The following is a 15,518-nucleotide window of genomic DNA, read 5'->3' on the forward strand; positions in this document are numbered from 1 at the left end:
AATTTCGACGCATTGGTTCCCGTCGCCGGGGTTCCTACAGTTGCGCCATGGCTACTTACCTCATGTGCAAGCCCTCTTTCTTCGACGTCACCTACACCATCAACCCCTGGATGGATCCCGGGCTCGGCGCGGACACCGCCAAGGCCGTCCGCCAGTGGGAGGCGCTGCGTGACGCCTACCTCGGGCTCGGCCACGAGGTCCGGCTCATCGACCCCGCCCCCGGCCTGCCCGACATGGTGTTCGCGGCCAACGGGGCGACGGTCGTGGACGGCAGGGTGTACGGCGCGCGCTTCCTGCACCCGGAGCGCGCCGCCGAAGGACCCCTGTACGAGGAGTGGTTCCGGGCCAACGGCTACCCCGAGGTGCTGACCGCCAAGGAGACCAACGAAGGGGAGGGCGACTTCCTCACCCTGGACGAGGTGATCCTCGCGGGCACCGGCTTCCGCACGTCCGAGGCCGCGCATCGAGAGGCCGAGGCGTTCCTTGGCCGTCCGGTGGTCACGCTGCGGCTGGTGGACCCGCGCTTCTACCACCTGGACACCGCGCTGTTCCCGCTCGGCGGCGACAACGTCTGCTACTACCCTGCCGCTTTCGCCCCCGAAAGCCTGGGCGTCCTGCGCGAGATGTTCCCGAAGGCGGTGGAGGCCACCGAGGACGACGCCCTCGCCTTCGGTCTCAACTCCGTGTGCGCGGGCGACACGGTCGTCCTGACGGCGGCCGCCACGACGCTCGCGAAGGCGCTCGAAGGCAGGGGCTACAAGGTCGTCCCGGTCGAGCTGACCGAGCTGCACAAGGCGGGCGGCGGCCCCAAGTGCTGCACCCTGGAACTGCGCGCCTGACGGCTTCCCCTTGGCGGGCCCCGCCTTACGGCGGGGCCTTCGCCGTCACCGGGTCAGGCGGGGGCGATGCGGCGTGCCAGGAGCAGCGCTGTGGCCATCGGAAGGGTGAGCAGCAGGAGGACCGCCGACAGGGCCGGGTAGGAGGCGAACGCGAGGAGGGCGCCCGCCGCGAGGCCGCCGATCGCCGCGCCGCCGTTCATCAGCGCGTCCGACAGGCCCTGGACGGACGGCCGCAGGTCCACCGGGACGGAGTCGGTCAGCAGCGCGGAGCCCGCGACCAGCCCGCACGACCAGCCGACGCCCAGCAGGAACAGCGCGACCGCCACCTGAATCAGCGAGTCCGCCGACGACAGCCCGGCGACGAGCGCCGCGAGCACCAGCAGCACCTGGCCGCCGAACATCACCGGGACGTGCCCGAACTGGTCGGCGCACCAGCCGACGAGCGGCGAGAACGCGTACATGCCCGCGATGTGCAGGCTGATCACGATCCCTACGTCGGCGAGGCCCGCGCCGCCGTGGTCGAGGTGCACCGGCGTCATCGACATGAGCGCGACCATCGCCGTGTGGCTGACCACGACCGTCGCGACCGCGAGACGCGCGCTGGGGGAGCGGCGCAGGACACCGAGCGCGGCCCGCATCGAGCGCTCGGGCGCGATCGCCATCCGGGGGCTGCCCTGGTGCGCGACGCGCAGCGGGTCGGGCCGCAGCCCGGCGAACACCCCGAGCGTGGCCATCGCGAACACCGCGGCGGTGAGCGCGTAGACGCCGAGGTGCCCGCCCGCGTCGTCGATCTGCCCGGCCATGAGCGGGCCCGCGACGGAGCCGCCCGTGGCCGCCCAGACGACGATGCTGAGGTCGCGGGCGGAGTGCCCGGGGCGGGAGAGGTCGGTGGCGCTGTAGCGGGCGGCGAGGCCCGCCGCGCTCGCCCCGCCGAACAGCAGCAGGCCCGCGAGCAGCAGCGGCCAGGACTCCACGGCGACCGCCACGACCGCCACGAGCGCGCCCAGCGTGCCGCAGCCGTACGCGAAGGTCAGGGAGGGGCGGCGGCCCCGCTCGGCCGCCAGCCGGGCCGTGGGGACCGCCACGAGCGCCGCGCCCAGGACCACGCTGGTCTGGGCCAGCCCGCCGACGGTGTCACTGCCCGACAGGTGCCTGGCGACCAGCGTGCTCGCCGCGACGCCCGCGCCCACCCCGATCCCGGCCACCACCTGGACGGCCGTGAGGACCAGCAGGACGCGGCGCTGGACCGCGGCGCGATAGGCGGTGAGCTGGGCCGTCCACACCTGTCCTGAACTCGTGCTGGTCATCGGCGCGCCCTGTCCTGAGTATCGAGTGGTCTGTGGTGGATGTGATGAACGCCCCGTTGAGTGCCGGTCAGCATAGTGACGACCGGTCGCCGGACGCGAGAGTTCGCCTGCTGTTTTCTTGGCGGGTTCCGGCGCGCGCCCTCGTGGTCGTCCCGGTTCGTCACCGTCACGTCCGTGAAGGTCGCAATAGTGGCGGAATCGTTTCTGCCGAGGGTCAACGGCGTGACCAACTCGGTGTGCCGGGTCCTGGAACACCTCGCCGCGCGCGGGCACGAGGCGCTGATCGTCGCCCCCGCACCGGGGCCCGACAGCTACGCGGGCGCGCCCGTCGAGCTCGTGCCCGGCCTGTCCCTGCCCGTCTACCGGTCGTTCGTGGTGGGGGTGCCTGGCCGCAGGGTCGAGCACGCGCTACGGGCGTTCCAGCCCGACGTCGTCCACCTCGCCTCGCCCATCGTGCTGGGCGCGGCGGGCGCGACCGCGGCGCGGCGGCTCGGCCTGCCCTCGGTCGCGGTGTTCCAGACGGACATCGCGGGCTTCTTCCGCAGGTACGGCTTCCGTGGCACGGACGCGATGCTGTGGTCGTGGCTCAGGCACGTGCACGCCAAGGCCGACCGCACGCTCGCGCCCTCACGGCCCACACTGCGCGAGCTGGAAGAGCGCGACTTCCCCAGGCTCGGCCTGTGGGGCAGGGGAGTGGACCAGGTGACGTTCACCCCGGAGCGGCGCTGCGACGAGACCAGGGCCCGCCTCGCGCCGGACGGTGAGGTGCTCGTCGGGTACATGGGAAGGCTCGCGCCTGAGAAGCAGGTCGAGCTGCTTGCGTCCCTCGACGGGCTGCCGGGGGTGCGGCTCGTCGTCATCGGGGACGGGCCGTCCGAAGACGGGCTGCGCAAGCTGCTGCCCAAGGCCGCCTTCACAGGGTTCCAGAGCGGAACCGACCTGGCCCGGCTGCTCGCCAGCCTCGACGTTTTTGTGCACACCGGGGCGAACGAGACGTTCTGCCAGGCCCTCCAGGAGGCGCTCGCGTCGGGGCTGCCCGCCGTCGCCCCGGCCGCCGGAGGCCCCCTCGACCTGGTGCGGCCCGGCGTCAACGGGCTGCTGTTCCGGCCGTCGGACGGGTCCGCGCTGCGCGCCGCCGTCGCCACCCTCGCCGCCGACCCCGACACCCGCGCCCGGATGGGCGCGGCGGCCCGGCAGTCGGTGCGCGCCAACACCTGGGAGGCCGTCGGCGACAGGCTCCTCGACCACTACACCGAGGTGATCTACGGGACGGGGGCGGGCCGTGCCGTCGCGTGAGCCCCGGCTCGTCGTCTCCGTGCACGACGTGGCACCCGCCACCGCCGACGCCGCCGCGTCCTGGCTGGCCGACCTCGACGCCAGGGGAGTCCCCGCGAGCCTCCTGGTGATCCCCGGCGAGTTCGCGGGCGGGCCGGGGCTGGCCGACGACCCCGAGTTCGGGCGGTGGCTGCGGGCGCTGGACGCGGCGGGCGTCCACGAGGTGTCGTTGCACGGCCTCACCCACACCCGGCAGCCCGGCGGCGCACCCTGGCGGCAGTGGGCGAACGCCGTGCTGGCGCGCGGGGCGGGGGAGTTCAGCGCGTTGAACGCGGTGGAGGCGCACACAAGGCTTGTCGCGGGCCTGGAGATCATGGGAGAAGCGGGCCTCAGCGTGGACGGATTCACCCCGCCCGGCTGGCTCGCCTCGCCCGGCACCCGGCTCGCGCTGTCCCGGCTGGGGTTCACCTACTGGACGAGCCAGACGGGCGTGCACGACCTGCACCGGGGCCGGACCCTCCGCATGCCCGCGCTCTCCCACCGTCCCGGCGGTGCGGGAGAACGGTTGGGGGCGCGTGTCATGACGCGGGCAGCGCGCGCGCTGGGCGGGGCGCGCAGGTCGTTCCGGATAGCGCTGCACCCGGCCGACCTGGAGCGGCCCGGCCTACGGGACGCCGCCCTGCACGCCGTTGACGTCGCGCTGCGGGCCGGGGCGAGGCCCGTCACCTACCGCGCGCTCGTGGCATGAGGATCGTCCAGCTCGCCAACCTGTACAGCCCGGTCTCCGGCGGGTTGCGCACCGCCGTGGACGAGCTCGGCCGGGGGTACGCCAAGGCGGGCCACGAAAGGTTCCTCGTGCTCCCCGGCAAGGGCAGGGCACGGCGTGAGACGGAGCACGGCACCGTGATGACCGTGCCGGGGCCGTCCGTGGCGCCCGGCTACCGGCTCGTCCTGGACCCCCGGCCGGTGCTGCGCGTCCTTGAGGAGATCAGGCCGGACTCCGTGGAGGTCTCCGACAAGGCGACCCTGACCGTCGCGGCGCGGTGGGCCCGGCGTCGGGGCGCCAGGTCGGTGCTGCTCTCACACGAGCGGCTCGACGCGATCCTCGCGCCGCGCGTCCCCGGCCGGATCGGGCTGGTCCGGGGCGCCGACCTGTGGAACCGGCGGCTCGCCGGGGCGTTCGACACCGTCGTGGCGGCCTCGGAGTTCGCCGCCGCCGAGTTCCGCCGGATCGGCGCGCCGTCGGTCGCGCTGGTGCCCCTCGGCGTCGATCTGCTGACGTTCCGACCGTCGCCCGCGCGGGCCGTGAGCGGGCCGGTGCGGCTCGTCCTCCTCGGGCGGCTGTCGAAGGAGAAGAAGCCGGGTGTGGCGGTAGCCGCCGTCCGGCTCCTGCTCGCGCGCGGGTACGACGTAAGGCTCGACATCGTGGGTGACGGGGTACTCGGGCCCGCGCTGCGCCGGGCGTCGGCGGGCCTGCCGGTGGCCTTCCACGGGCACCTGGGCGGGCGGTCCGAGGTCGCCGCGCTGCTCGCCGCCGCCGACGTGGTGCTCGCGCCCTGCCCCGTCGAGGCGTTCGGGCTCGCCGTGCTGGAGGCCCTCGCCTGCGGGACGCCCGTCGTCTGCGCCGACGCGGGCGCCGCCCCCGAACTGCTCGCCCCCGGCGCGGGCGAGGCGGCCCCGCCCACCGGCGCGGGCTTCGCCGACGCGGTGGAACGGATCCTCGCCCGTCCGGCCGCCGAGGGCCGGGCCGCCGCGCGCGCACGGGCCGAGCGCTTCCCCTGGTCGGCGACGGTGCGCGGCCTTCTGGCCGTCCACGGCGGGGGCGGGGACTGATCACCGGAAAGCGGCGGTAGTGTCAGGGTCGTGAGACGGTTCTTCACCCCCGGGTGGCTGGGCATCCACCTCATCGCGATCGTGCTCTTCGTGGCCTTCCTCGCGTTCGGCTGGTGGCAGTTCGAGCGCGCCCAGGCGGGCAACGCGCGAAGCTGGGGCTACACCTTCGAGTGGCCGGTGTTCGCCGGGTTCGTGCTGATCATGTGGGTCAAGATGATCAGGGACGAGCTCAAGGCTTCCAAGGAGCCTCCGGCGGATCCGGACGCCGTCCCCGCCGAACCCGTCCGTGTCCTCACCGAGGCAGAGCTGATCAAGGAAGCCGAAGCGGAGAACCCCGAGCTGGCGGCCTACAACCGCCGTCTGGCCCGGCTCGCCGCGCAGAACCGGCGCTAGAAGGGAACCCCTGTGGAAGCGGCCATCACCCGGTACCGCGTGCTCGCGACCGTCGTCGGCATCATGCTGCTCCTGGTGTGCTTCGTCGGCATGCCCCTGCGCTACATCTGGGACATCCCGGAGGCGTCCGCCGTGATCTCGCCCATCCACGGCTTCCTGTACATGGTCTATCTGGCGATCTCCTTCGACCTGTACAGCAAGGCGGGCTGGCCGCTGAAGAAGATCGGCGTCATGGTCTCCGCCGGTCTCATCCCCTTCCTCGCGTTCTTCATCGAGCGCCGGATCGTCGCCGACGCCCGCGAGGTCCTCGCCTCCCAGCAGGTCGCCCAGGCGTAGCCCGCGCCGCCCGAACCGTCCGAAGGCCCCCTTCCCGTGGTGGAAGGGGGCCTTTGTCGTGTCCGGGAATGGTTCGGCGGCCTGCGGGGTTGGCAGGCATCCGCCCGTTTTTGTGGGGTTGTTCCGCGTTCGCTGTGAGCGAACAAGGTCTGGGGAATGAAAAGGGGCTCTAGATTCTTGAGTGGGTAAGACTCAAGAACCATGACTGGGGAGTGGGATGAGCGAGAGACTGACGGTGCCGGTGCTGCCGCTCGACGACACGGTCGTGTTGCCCGGCATGGTCGTGCCGCTGGAGCTGAACGACCGCGAGGTCAGGGGGGCCGTCGAGGCGGCGCGCGCCGTGGCCACGGGCACAAAGCCGCGGGTGCTGCTGGTGCCCAGGGTTGAGGGGAACTACGCGGCTGTCGGCGTGCTCGGGGTGATCGAGCGTGAGGGCAGGTTGCCGGGCGGTGAGCCCGGCGCCGTCGTCAGGGCCGTCTCGCGGGTGCGGATCGGCACCGGGACGACCGGCCCCGGCGCCGCCCTGTGGGTCGAAGGCGACACGATCGACGTGCCGGAGGCCGGGCCCGAGGCCGCGGCGCTGGCCAAGGAGTACAAGAGCCTGGTGCAGGCGATCCTGCAGCACCGGGGCGCCTGGCAGCTCGTGGACATCGTCCAGCAGATCGACGACCCGTCGCTCCTGGCCGACCAGGCGGGCTACGCGCCCTACCTGACCGTCGAGCAGAAGGTCACCCTGCTGGAGACCGCCGACGTGGTGGAGCGGCTCACCCTGGTGACGGGCTGGGCCCGCGACCAGCTCGCCGAACTCGACGTCGCCGAGACGATCCGCAAGGACGTCCAGGAAGGCATCGACAAGCAGCAGCGCGAGTTCCTGCTCAAGCAGCAGCTGCGCGCCGTCCGCAAGGAGCTCGCCGAACTCAACGGCGACGCCGAGGAGGGCGAGGAGGAGGACTACCGCGCCCGCATCGAGGCGGCCGACCTGCCGGAGAAGGTGGCCAAGGCCGCGCTCAAGGAGGTCGACAAGCTGGAGCGGGCCAGCGAGGCGTCCCCCGAGGGCGGGTGGATCCGCACCTGGCTCGACACCGTGCTGGAGATCCCGTGGAACGAGCGTTCCGAGGACTCCTACGACATCCAGGGCGCGCGGGCCGTCCTGGACGCCGACCACGCGGGCCTGGACGACGTCAAGGAACGGATCATCGAGTACCTGGCCGTGCGCAAGCGGCGGGCCGACCGTGGCCTGGGCGTCGTCGGGGGACGCCGCTCCGGGGCCGTGCTGGCGCTCGCCGGGCCGCCCGGGGTCGGCAAGACGTCGCTGGGCGAGTCCGTCGCGCGGGCCATGGGACGCCAGTTCGTGCGGGTCGCCCTGGGCGGCGTCCGGGACGAGGCGGAGATCCGCGGCCACCGGCGCACCTACGTCGGCGCGCTGCCCGGCCGGATCGTCAGGGCGATCAAGGAGGCGGGGGCGATGAACCCCGTCGTCCTGCTCGACGAGATCGACAAGGTCGGCGCCGACTACCGGGGCGACCCCACGGCGGCCCTCCTTGAGGTGCTGGACCCGGCCCAGAACCACACGTTCCGGGACCACTACCTCGAAGTCGAACTCGACCTGTCCGACGTGCTGTTCCTCGCCACGGCCAACTCCCTCGACACCATCCCCGGCCCCCTGCTGGACCGGATGGAGCTCGTCACCCTCGACGGCTACACCGAGGACGAGAAGGTCACCATCGCGCGCGACCACCTGCTTCCCCGCCAGCTCGACAAGGCGGGCCTGGAAAGCGGCGACATCGTCTTCCCCGACGAGGCGCTCCGGCTCATCGCGGGCGAGTACACCCGCGAGGCGGGCGTCCGGTCGCTGGAGAGGGCGATCGCCCGGGTCCTGCGCAAGGTGACGGCCAAGGTCGCGCTCGGCGAGGCGGAACTCCCGCTCGTCATCGGCGACCTCACCGACTACCTGGGCCGCCCCCGGTTCACCCCGGAGGTGTCGCTCAAGGAGTCCGACCGGCGCACCGCCGTCCCCGGCGTCGCCACCGGCCTCGCCGTGACGGGCGCGGGCGGCGACGTCCTGTACGTCGAGGCGTCCCTCGCCGACGCCGAGACGGGCGACACCGGCGTGACGCTCACCGGCCAGCTCGGCGACGTCATGAAGGAGTCGGCCCGGATCGCGCTGTCCTACCTGCGCTCGCGCGGCGCGGAGCTGGAGCTCCCCGTCGGCGACCTGAAGGACAGGGGCGTGCACGTCCACGTCCCGGCCGGCGCCGTCCCCAAGGACGGGCCGTCGGCGGGCGTCACGATGACCACGGCGCTCGCGTCGCTGCTGTCGGGCCGCCCGGTCCGCGCGGACGTGGCGATGACGGGCGAGGTCTCGCTGACCGGGCGGGTCCTGCCGATCGGCGGAGTCAAGCAGAAGCTGCTGGCCGCGCACCGGGCCGGGATCACCACCGTCCTCGTGCCCAAGCGCAACGAGCCGGACCTGGACGACGTCCCGGCCGAGGTGCTCGCCCAGCTCACCGTGCACGCGGTCGCCGACGTGCGCGAGGTCCTGGCCATCGCACTGGAGCCCGCCACAGCGGGCGCCGTCGCCGCCTGACCCTGCCCCATCCGGGGGGCCGGATCCCGTTCGCCGGGTTCCGGCCCCTACGGCTGCCCTCTCTGCTCCCCGGCCGGAACTCGTTCGCAGGGGGTCCCGGCCCTATGGCTGTCTGGCCGGATCCCCTTTGTGGGGGTCCGGCCCTTTTTGTTGGCGTGGCCGGATCTTGTTCGCGGGGGTCCCGGCCCTCACGGCTGTCTGGCCGGATCCGGCCAGGCGGTCGGCTCGTGATGGGACGCAGGTCGAGACGGGTGTCTCGCCGGTGGGCGAGACTGGTGACTAGACTCACGTCTCATTTGCTCTTGAGGGGGGCCGGGCGGGTGGATGTACTGGGGCGTAGCACCCACCCCCGAGGAGGCCGTCGATGCGTCCCGCCGTCCCGTCCCAGGACTTCGACTTCACCGACCCGGATCTTGTCGAGCGGCGTATCCCGGCCGCCGAGTTCGCGGCGCTGCGCCGCACCGGCGGGCTGCGCTGGAACCCGCAGCCGCGCGGCGCCAGCGGGTTCGACGACGACGGCTGCTGGACGGTCACCCGGCACGCCGACGTCATGACCGCGTCCCGCGACCACGAGACGTTCTCCAGCAACACCAACACCGCCGTCATCCGCTACAACGAGAAGATCGGGCACGGTGAGATCGAGGCGCTCAAGGACACTCTGCTCGTCAACCTCGACCCGCCCGCGCACGCCCGGCTGCGCACGATCGTCTCGCGCGGGTTCACGCCCCGCGTCATCGGCGGGCTCCGCGACGCGCTGCGCGACCGGGCCGAGCGGATCGTCGCGCGCGCCCGCACCGAGGGCACCGGCGACTTCGTCACCGACGTCGCCGTCGAACTGCCGCTCCAGGCGATCGCCGAACTGCTCGGCGTGCCGCAGGAGGACAGGGCGAAGCTGTTCCAGTGGTCGAACCAGATGCTCGGCTACGACGACCCCGAGTTCGCCGCCGACATGACGACGGCCGCCGCGAGCATCCTGGAGTACTCGATGGGGCTGGCCGAGGCCCGCAAGGAGCGGCCGCGCGACGACCTGGTGACGAAGCTCGTCCAGGCCGGGGAGGGCGGCTCGCTCAGCCCCGAGGAGTTCGGGTTCTTCTTCATCATCCTCGCCGTCGCCGGGAACGAGACGACCCGCAACGCGATAACACACGGCATGATGGCGTTCTTCGACGCGCCCGACCAGTGGGCGCGGTACCGGGCCGAGCGGCCCGCGACGACGGCTGACGAGATCGTCCGCTGGGCCACGCCCGTCATCGCGTTCCAGCGCACCGCCACCCGCGACACCGTCCTCGGCGGCACCGAGGTGAAGGCGGGCGACCGGCTCGCCCTCTACTACTCCTCCGCCAACTACGACGAGTCCGTCTTCACCGACCCGTTCACGTTCGACATAGGCCGCGCCCCCAACCCCCACCTGGGCTTCGGCGGAACCGGCATCCACTACTGCGTCGGCGCCAACCTGGCCCGCCTGGAGATCGACCTCATGTTCCAGTCGATCGCCGAGGCCATGCCCAACATCCGCCCGACCGGCCCGGCCCGCCGCCTCCGCTCCTCCTGGATCCACGGCATCAAACACCTCCCCGTCACCTACACCTGACCCGCCCACACTCCGCGAGGCGGAACGACCGGCCCCCGCCCCGCCTCGCGGCCCCGCCCAACGCCGCACCGAGGTGACGAGTGAGGCGCGTGTCGGGCTTGGCGGCGCCCGCCTGACGCTGGATCGGGGTGACGGGTGAGGCATGTGTCGGGCTTGGCGGCGCCCGCCTGACGCCGGGCCGGGGTGACGGGTGAGGCATGTGTCGGGCCTGGCGGCGCCCTCCTCACGCTGGATCGGGGTGACGGGTGAGGCATGTGTCGGGCTTGGCGGCGCCTGCCTGACGCTGGATCGGGGTGACGAGTGAGGCGCGTGTCGGGTCTGGCGGCGCCTGCCTAGGGCTGGATCGGGGTGAGGCGGAAGACGCGTAGGTCGCGGTCTACGCGGGACTGGTAGCGGTTGAACACGGGCCAGACGGCGTTCAGGCGGTTCCACGTCTCGGTGCGCTCCGTGCCCTCCAGGAGGGTGCCGGTGACCTTGTGGACGTGCTTGCGGAACTCGACCGTCGCGTTCGGCGTCTTCAGGAGGTTGGCCGTCCAGGCCGGGTGCTTCTCCTGGCCGAAGTTGCTGCCGACGACGATCCATCCGCCGTCCTCCGGCATACAGAGAAGCGGCGTCACCCTTGGCTGCCCCGACTTGGCACCCGTCGTCGTCAGGTAGAGCGTCGGCACGAGCGCCTGCGAGAGCATGACCCGCCCGCCCGTCGCCCGGTGCAGCGCGCGGTCCAGCCTCGGCACCACCTTGGGCCCGACCTTCGCGAACCACCCGGCCCCGGAGATCCGCTGGAACAGGGGGCGGAACACACGCTGGACCGGCGTGGGCGAGGACATCGGCGACTCCCTACGACAAGACGACACCAAACAAGCTAGCGCTTGGTTCGCCTCCTGTCAGCATCCCGGCGGCTCGGGGGCGGTCAGAGGGTGGTGGTGAGGCGGGAGCCGGAGCGGGTCTTGGTGAGGCGGAGTTGGGTGGGGATGCGGGTGCGGAGTTCGGCCACGTGGCTGACCACGCCCACGGTGCGGTTGCCGTCGCGGAGCGAGTCCAGGACGGTCATGACCTCGTCCAGGGTGTCCTCGTCCAGCGTGCCGAAGCCCTCGTCGACGAAAAGCGTGTTGATCTCGGCGCCACCGGCTTCGGCCGTGACCACGTCGGCCAGGCCCAGGGCGAGGGCGAGGCTGGTGATGAAGGACTCGCCGCCCGACAGCGTCGCGGGGTCGCGGTCCTGGCCCGTCCAGGAGTCGGTGACGCGCAGGCCGAGCCCGCCGGAGTTGCGCTTGCTGTCGGCGGCGCTGCGCTCGTCGGTGCGGCGCAGCAGGTAGCGGCTCTGCGACATCGTGGTGAGCCGGGCGTTGGCCGCGCCGACGACCTGGTCGAGCCGGGCCGACAGCACGTAGGCGGAGAGCCGCATCTGGGCCGGGTTCGGCGGCTGCCCGTTGACGACGGACGCCAGCCGGGCCGTCGTCTCGTAAGCCGCTCTGGCGGGCTCCCATGCGGCGTTCCTGGCCCGCAGCTCCGCCGCCAGCTCCGTCAGCCGGGTGCTGAGGCGGGCCGCCCTGTCGTGCGCGGAGACGAGTGCGGCGTGCGCCTCCTCGGCCTCGCGTGCGGCGGCCTCCAGGCCCGCGACGTCCGGCGGCTCCTGCGCGGCGGCGGCGACCAGCTCGGGCGCGGCGAGCCGGTCCGTGACGGCGGCGAGCGCGTCGTCGAAGGCGCGGATCTCGGCGGTGCGGCGCGCCCGCTCCGGCTCGGTGAGCAGCGCCGCTCGGGTCTCCTCGGCGGTGGCGAAGCCCTGCTCGGCCCAGGCGTGCGCGAACTCCTCGGCGGCCTGCGCGAGCTGCTCGCGCGCGGCGGCGGCGCGGGTGTCCGCCTTCCCCGCCTCCGCAAGGAGCTCGGCCTCCCGGGTGAGCCGGGTGACGCGCGCCTCCAGCGTGGCGTCCGTGCCGCGCGCCGCGTCCAGCTCGGCGCGCAGCCGCACTTCCTCATCGGCGAGGCCGCGCAGCGCGGCGGCGGCGTCGGCTACCTGCCGCGCCGCCTCGCCCTGGGCGGCGCGCGCCTGTTCCAGCTCCTGCTCCACGGCCGTCAGCCGGGCCTGCAGCTCCTCGACGCGGCCCGCGCGCCGCCGCTTGGCGTCGAGATCGGCGCGGGCCGCCGCGAGGGAGTCCGCGAGCTCTGAGACGGGTGCCTCCACCCGTTCAAGGAGGCCGTCGTACTGCGCGCGCAGGCTCTCGACCGTCATGGCGGCCTCCTCCCGCGCGCGCTGCGCCTTCTCCTGGACGGCGGCGGCCCGTGCCTCGTCGGCGTCGGAAGGCACGTCCGCGGCACCGTCTGCGGGGGCGGGGTGGGAGGTGCTGCCGCACACGCGGCACGCCTCGCCGTCCCGCAGATCCGCCGCGAGCAGCGCCGCCATGCCGTCAAGGCGGGCCCGCCGGACCCGCTGGAGTACGTCCGTCGCCTCCTGCGCGGCGTCCACCGCCGCGCGGCTTGCGTCCCCGGCCTTGGCGAGCTGGCCTTGGAGCTGGTCGCGGCGGCGTGCGTCCTCGACGGCCTGGTGCGCGTCGGCCACGGCCCTGCTCGCGGACTCCAGGAGGGAGGCGTTCAGCTTCGCGTCCTCCAGAGCCGCCCGGTCGGCTTCGATCGCCTCTGGCAGCTCGGCAAGGCGCAGCCCCGCCTTCTCCTCGGCGGCCCGGTGCTGGTTCTCGCGCTCGCGCAGCACCCTCGTCTCGCGTGTCACCTCTTCGAGGCGGGTCTGGCGCGGGCTCAGGACGTCGAGGCGGGCCAGCTCGCCCTGCCAGACGCGCAGCGCCCCGGCGACGGCGGCGACGGGCGCGTCGGCGGACAGGTCGGCGCAGCGGCACCCCTCGGCGGCGCAGACGCACGGCAGCGGTGCGGGCGGGACCAGCACGGCGACCGCCCGCCGCGCCTCGGCGACCCGCGCCTCGGCCCCCTCGACCTGCCTCCCGCGCGCCGCCACGGCGCTGCCGTAAGGGCGCACCTTCTCGGCACGCTCCGCCGTCTCCAGGCGGGCGCGCTCGCGCTGGACGTCCTGCGCCCGCGCGTCCAGCTCCGCCTTGCGCGCCGTCTCCTGCACGAACTCGCGCTGCCGCAGGGCGAGTTCCCTGGCTGCGGTGTGGGCACGCTGCGCCGTCGTCACCGTCTCCCTGGCCGCCGCGAGCCGGGCCGCAGCGCCGGTGAGCCCCTCGGTGTGCTCGGCGGCGAGCGCGTCGGCCCAGTCGAGCAGCGCGGCGGCGTCCGCCTCCTCGGGGACCTCCCGTTCGGCCACCTCCGCGACGAGCCCCGCGCCCTCGTGGAACCGCTGCTCCAACGTCTCCGCTTCGCGGCGCGTCCTTGCGCGCTCGTCAGCGAGGTACTTCTCGACGGCCGCGTACAGCTCGGTGGCGAACAGCTTCTCCAGGACGGCCCTGCGCTCCTCCGCCCCCGAGCGCAGGAACGCCGCGAACTCGCCCTGCGGCAGCAGCGCGACCTGGGCGAACTGCGCGGCGTTCATGCCGAGCAGCCGCTCGATCTCCTCGGCCGTCTCGTCGATGCGGGTGGAGCGGGCCGCCCACCCGCCGTCCCGCCACTCCTGGAGCGCCACAGCGGCGTGCTGCCGGGTGGTGCCGCTGCCGCGCTGCTTGGGCCGCTGCCACTCCGGCGACCTGGTGACGCGCCACCTGCGCGCGCCCGCCTCGAACTCAAGGACGACCTCGGGCGCGACGTGCTGGGCGGCGTGGTCCGAACGAAGGTTCCGGATCCGCTTACGCGCGCCCGGCACCGTGCCGAACAGCGCGAAGCAGACCGCGTCGAGCACACTCGTCTTGCCCGCGCCCGTCGGGCCCTGGATGAGGAACAGTCCGGCCTCGCCCAGCCCGGCGAAATCGACCTCCTCCGTTCCGGCGAACGGCCCGAACGCCGTCACCCGCAGCCTGAGCAGCTTCACGTTTCCGCGGCCTCCTTGGGTGTGCCCGTCCGCGCGGCGGACCGCTGCGCGGGGACTCTCGGGCCCTCCTCCAGGCGGCAGTGTTCGAACGCCGAGCGGAGCAGGGTGCTTTCCTCTTCGGTGGGTGGTTCGCCCATGACCTCTTCGAGGAAGGCGTCGGCCAGCTCCGGTTCGGTGCGGGTGGCCAGGAGGGCGGCGCGCGCCGGGCCGTCGGAGGTGAACGCCTCGGCGGCGAACTCCAGGACGAGCGCGTGCGGGAACCGCTCGCGCAGCCGCTCCATCGCGGCCGGGACGCGCCGGGCGTCGGTGAGGGTCGCCTTGACCCAGTGGTCCTCGTGCTTCGTGTGCTCGGGGCGCGTGAGGAGTTCGTCCAGGGTGCCCGTCAGGTGGGCGAGGCGGCGGGGGACGGGCGCCTCGACGAACTCGGCGCCGCGCAGGCCGGACGCGTCGACGTCCACCAGCCACGAGCCCTTCACGTGGGACATCTCGGAGAAGGAGTAGGCGAGCGGCGAGCCCGAGTAGCGGACGTGCTCGCGCAGGGCGCGTCTTCCATGCAGGTGGCCGAGCGCGACGTAGTCGATCCCGTCGAAGACGCCCGCGGGCACGATGCTCGCCCCACCGACCGAGATGTCACGTTCGCTCTCGCTGACGACGGGCGTCTCACCCGCCGAGACGAACGCGTGCGCCAGCACGACGCGCGGCCCCCGGTGGCCGTCCGCGTGGATCCGGCGCAGCGCCTCGGTGAGCGCCGCCGGGTGCGACCGCTCCGGCAGCTCCCAGGACGCGCGCACCAGCTCCGGCTCCAGGTACGGCACCGGATAGACGGCCACCTCCCCGACGTGCACGGGACGCCCCACCCCGGCCGGGTCGGTGCGCACGTGCACCCCCGCCTCCTCGAACAGCCGCGAGCCGACACCGAGCCGGATCGCCGAGTCGTGGTTGCCCGAGATGAGCACCACACGGGTGCCCGCCGCCCTGAGCCGCGCGAGCGTCTCGTCGTACAGCTCGACCGCGTCCAGCGGCGGGATCGCCCTGTCGTACACGTCGCCGCTCACCAGCACGCACTCGACGCGCCGCGCGGCGACCGTGGCCACCAGATGGTCGGCGAACGCCGCCTGGGCGCTGAGGAGGCTCTCCCGGTGAAAGGCACGGCCCAGGTGCCAGTCGGAGGTGTGCAGGAATCTCATGTCATCCCAAGACCCTAGACAACGCCACTGACACTCTGGCCGCACAAGCCGGAACGCGCCGCACGCGGCGCCGGGACCGGCATGGTTCTCGGCGTGTCGCGCCGTCGCGCGCACGGATGGCGGGCGTCGGCCCCGCCGCCGACACGGATTGTGCGGCGGCACCGCGTCGCGGACGTCCGCGTTGTGCGCCCGCACAACGTGCCGGTCCGGGCGGGGTGCGCGCGCCCACCGCCCGCGGC

General features: G+C 73.5%; 12 protein-coding genes. 8 read left to right on the forward strand and 4 right to left on the reverse strand.

The genetic code is table 11. The annotated features are described in order from the left end of the window. The first annotated feature begins 47 nt into the window (after positions 1-47). Complete coding sequence (gene ddaH, locus LO762_RS05170; protein ID WP_230612987.1) at positions 48-839, forward strand: dimethylargininase; 792 nt, start codon at positions 48-50, stop codon at positions 837-839. Between the two features lie 53 nt (positions 840-892). Here ddaH and LO762_RS05175 read toward each other — a convergent pair whose 3' ends face one another. Beyond that, the gene (locus tag LO762_RS05175; RefSeq protein ID WP_230612989.1) at positions 893-2,146 is read right to left on the reverse strand and encodes an MFS transporter; all 1,254 of its coding nucleotides are present in this window, start codon (positions 2,144-2,146) and stop codon (positions 893-895) included. A gap of 222 nt (positions 2,147-2,368) precedes the next feature. Here LO762_RS05175 and LO762_RS05180 point away from each other — a divergent pair, with 222 nt between their 5' ends. The 7 genes from LO762_RS05180 to LO762_RS05210 all read left to right on the forward strand — a co-directional run bounded on the left by LO762_RS05180 (position 2,369) and on the right by LO762_RS05210 (position 10,161). After that, a complete protein-coding gene (locus tag LO762_RS05180; RefSeq protein WP_230612991.1) occupies positions 2,369-3,442 on the forward strand; it encodes a glycosyltransferase family 1 protein in 1,074 nt (357 codons plus the stop codon). Beyond that, positions 3,429-4,169, forward strand: coding sequence for a DUF2334 domain-containing protein (locus tag LO762_RS05185; protein WP_230612993.1), 741 nt, complete (start codon positions 3,429-3,431; stop codon positions 4,167-4,169). Before LO762_RS05180 ends, LO762_RS05185 begins: the two co-directional genes overlap by 14 nt. Further along, on the forward strand, positions 4,166-5,254 hold the full coding sequence (locus LO762_RS05190; RefSeq protein WP_230612996.1) for a glycosyltransferase: 1,089 nt from the start codon (positions 4,166-4,168) through the stop codon (positions 5,252-5,254). The genes LO762_RS05185 and LO762_RS05190 overlap by 4 nt, the downstream gene beginning before the upstream one ends. A gap of 30 nt (positions 5,255-5,284) precedes the next feature. Continuing rightward, a complete protein-coding gene (locus LO762_RS05195; RefSeq protein ID WP_230612997.1) occupies positions 5,285-5,647 on the forward strand; it encodes a hypothetical protein in 363 nt (120 codons plus the stop codon). A gap of 12 nt (positions 5,648-5,659) precedes the next feature. Next, the gene (locus tag LO762_RS05200) at positions 5,660-5,983 is read left to right on the forward strand and encodes a DUF3817 domain-containing protein (RefSeq protein ID WP_230612998.1); all 324 of its coding nucleotides are present in this window, start codon (positions 5,660-5,662) and stop codon (positions 5,981-5,983) included. A gap of 217 nt (positions 5,984-6,200) precedes the next feature. Further along, the gene (lon, locus tag LO762_RS05205) at positions 6,201-8,570 is read left to right on the forward strand and encodes an endopeptidase La (RefSeq protein WP_230612999.1); all 2,370 of its coding nucleotides are present in this window, start codon (positions 6,201-6,203) and stop codon (positions 8,568-8,570) included. A 364-nt stretch (positions 8,571-8,934) separates the two neighbouring features. Beyond that, positions 8,935-10,161 carry a cytochrome P450 gene (locus tag LO762_RS05210; RefSeq protein ID WP_230613003.1) on the forward strand — a complete coding sequence of 409 codons (1,227 nt, stop codon included), beginning with the start codon at positions 8,935-8,937 and terminating at the stop codon, positions 10,159-10,161. 332 nt (positions 10,162-10,493) lie between these two features. Here the strand turns inward: LO762_RS05210 and LO762_RS05215 are convergent, their stop codons facing one another. From LO762_RS05215 to LO762_RS05225, 3 genes are all read right to left on the reverse strand, one after another. Beyond that, positions 10,494-10,988, reverse strand: coding sequence for a nitroreductase family deazaflavin-dependent oxidoreductase (locus LO762_RS05215; protein WP_230613005.1), 495 nt, complete (start codon positions 10,986-10,988; stop codon positions 10,494-10,496). Positions 10,989-11,071: 83 nt separating this feature from the next. Further along, complete coding sequence (locus tag LO762_RS05220; protein WP_230613007.1) at positions 11,072-14,092, reverse strand: AAA family ATPase; 3,021 nt, start codon at positions 14,090-14,092, stop codon at positions 11,072-11,074. After that, on the reverse strand, positions 14,089-15,279 hold the full coding sequence (locus LO762_RS05225; RefSeq protein WP_230613009.1) for an exonuclease SbcCD subunit D: 1,191 nt from the start codon (positions 15,277-15,279) through the stop codon (positions 14,089-14,091). The genes LO762_RS05220 and LO762_RS05225 overlap by 4 nt, the downstream gene beginning before the upstream one ends. Positions 15,280-15,518 lie beyond the last annotated feature (239 nt).

Source organism: Actinocorallia sp. API 0066, assembly GCF_020991275.1.
Classification (GTDB): Bacteria; Actinomycetota; Actinomycetes; order Streptosporangiales; family Streptosporangiaceae; genus Actinocorallia.

Bases quoted from the DNA above. Each gene is read 5' to 3' on its own strand.
- ddaH (WP_230612987.1), top strand. From the start codon at position 48: ATGGCTACTTACCTCATGTGCAAGCCCTCTTTCTTCGACGTCACCTAC.
- LO762_RS05210 (WP_230613003.1), top strand. From the start codon at position 8,935: ATGCGTCCCGCCGTCCCGTCCCAGGACTTCGACTTCACCGACCCGGAT.
- lon (WP_230612999.1), top strand. From the start codon at position 6,201: ATGAGCGAGAGACTGACGGTGCCGGTGCTGCCGCTCGACGACACGGTC.
- LO762_RS05190 (WP_230612996.1), top strand. From the start codon at position 4,166: ATGAGGATCGTCCAGCTCGCCAACCTGTACAGCCCGGTCTCCGGCGGG.
- LO762_RS05215 (WP_230613005.1), bottom strand. From the start codon at position 10,988: ATGTCCTCGCCCACGCCGGTCCAGCGTGTGTTCCGCCCCCTGTTCCAG.
- LO762_RS05175 (WP_230612989.1), bottom strand. From the start codon at position 2,146: ATGACCAGCACGAGTTCAGGACAGGTGTGGACGGCCCAGCTCACCGCC.
- LO762_RS05225 (WP_230613009.1), bottom strand. From the start codon at position 15,279: ATGAGATTCCTGCACACCTCCGACTGGCACCTGGGCCGTGCCTTTCAC.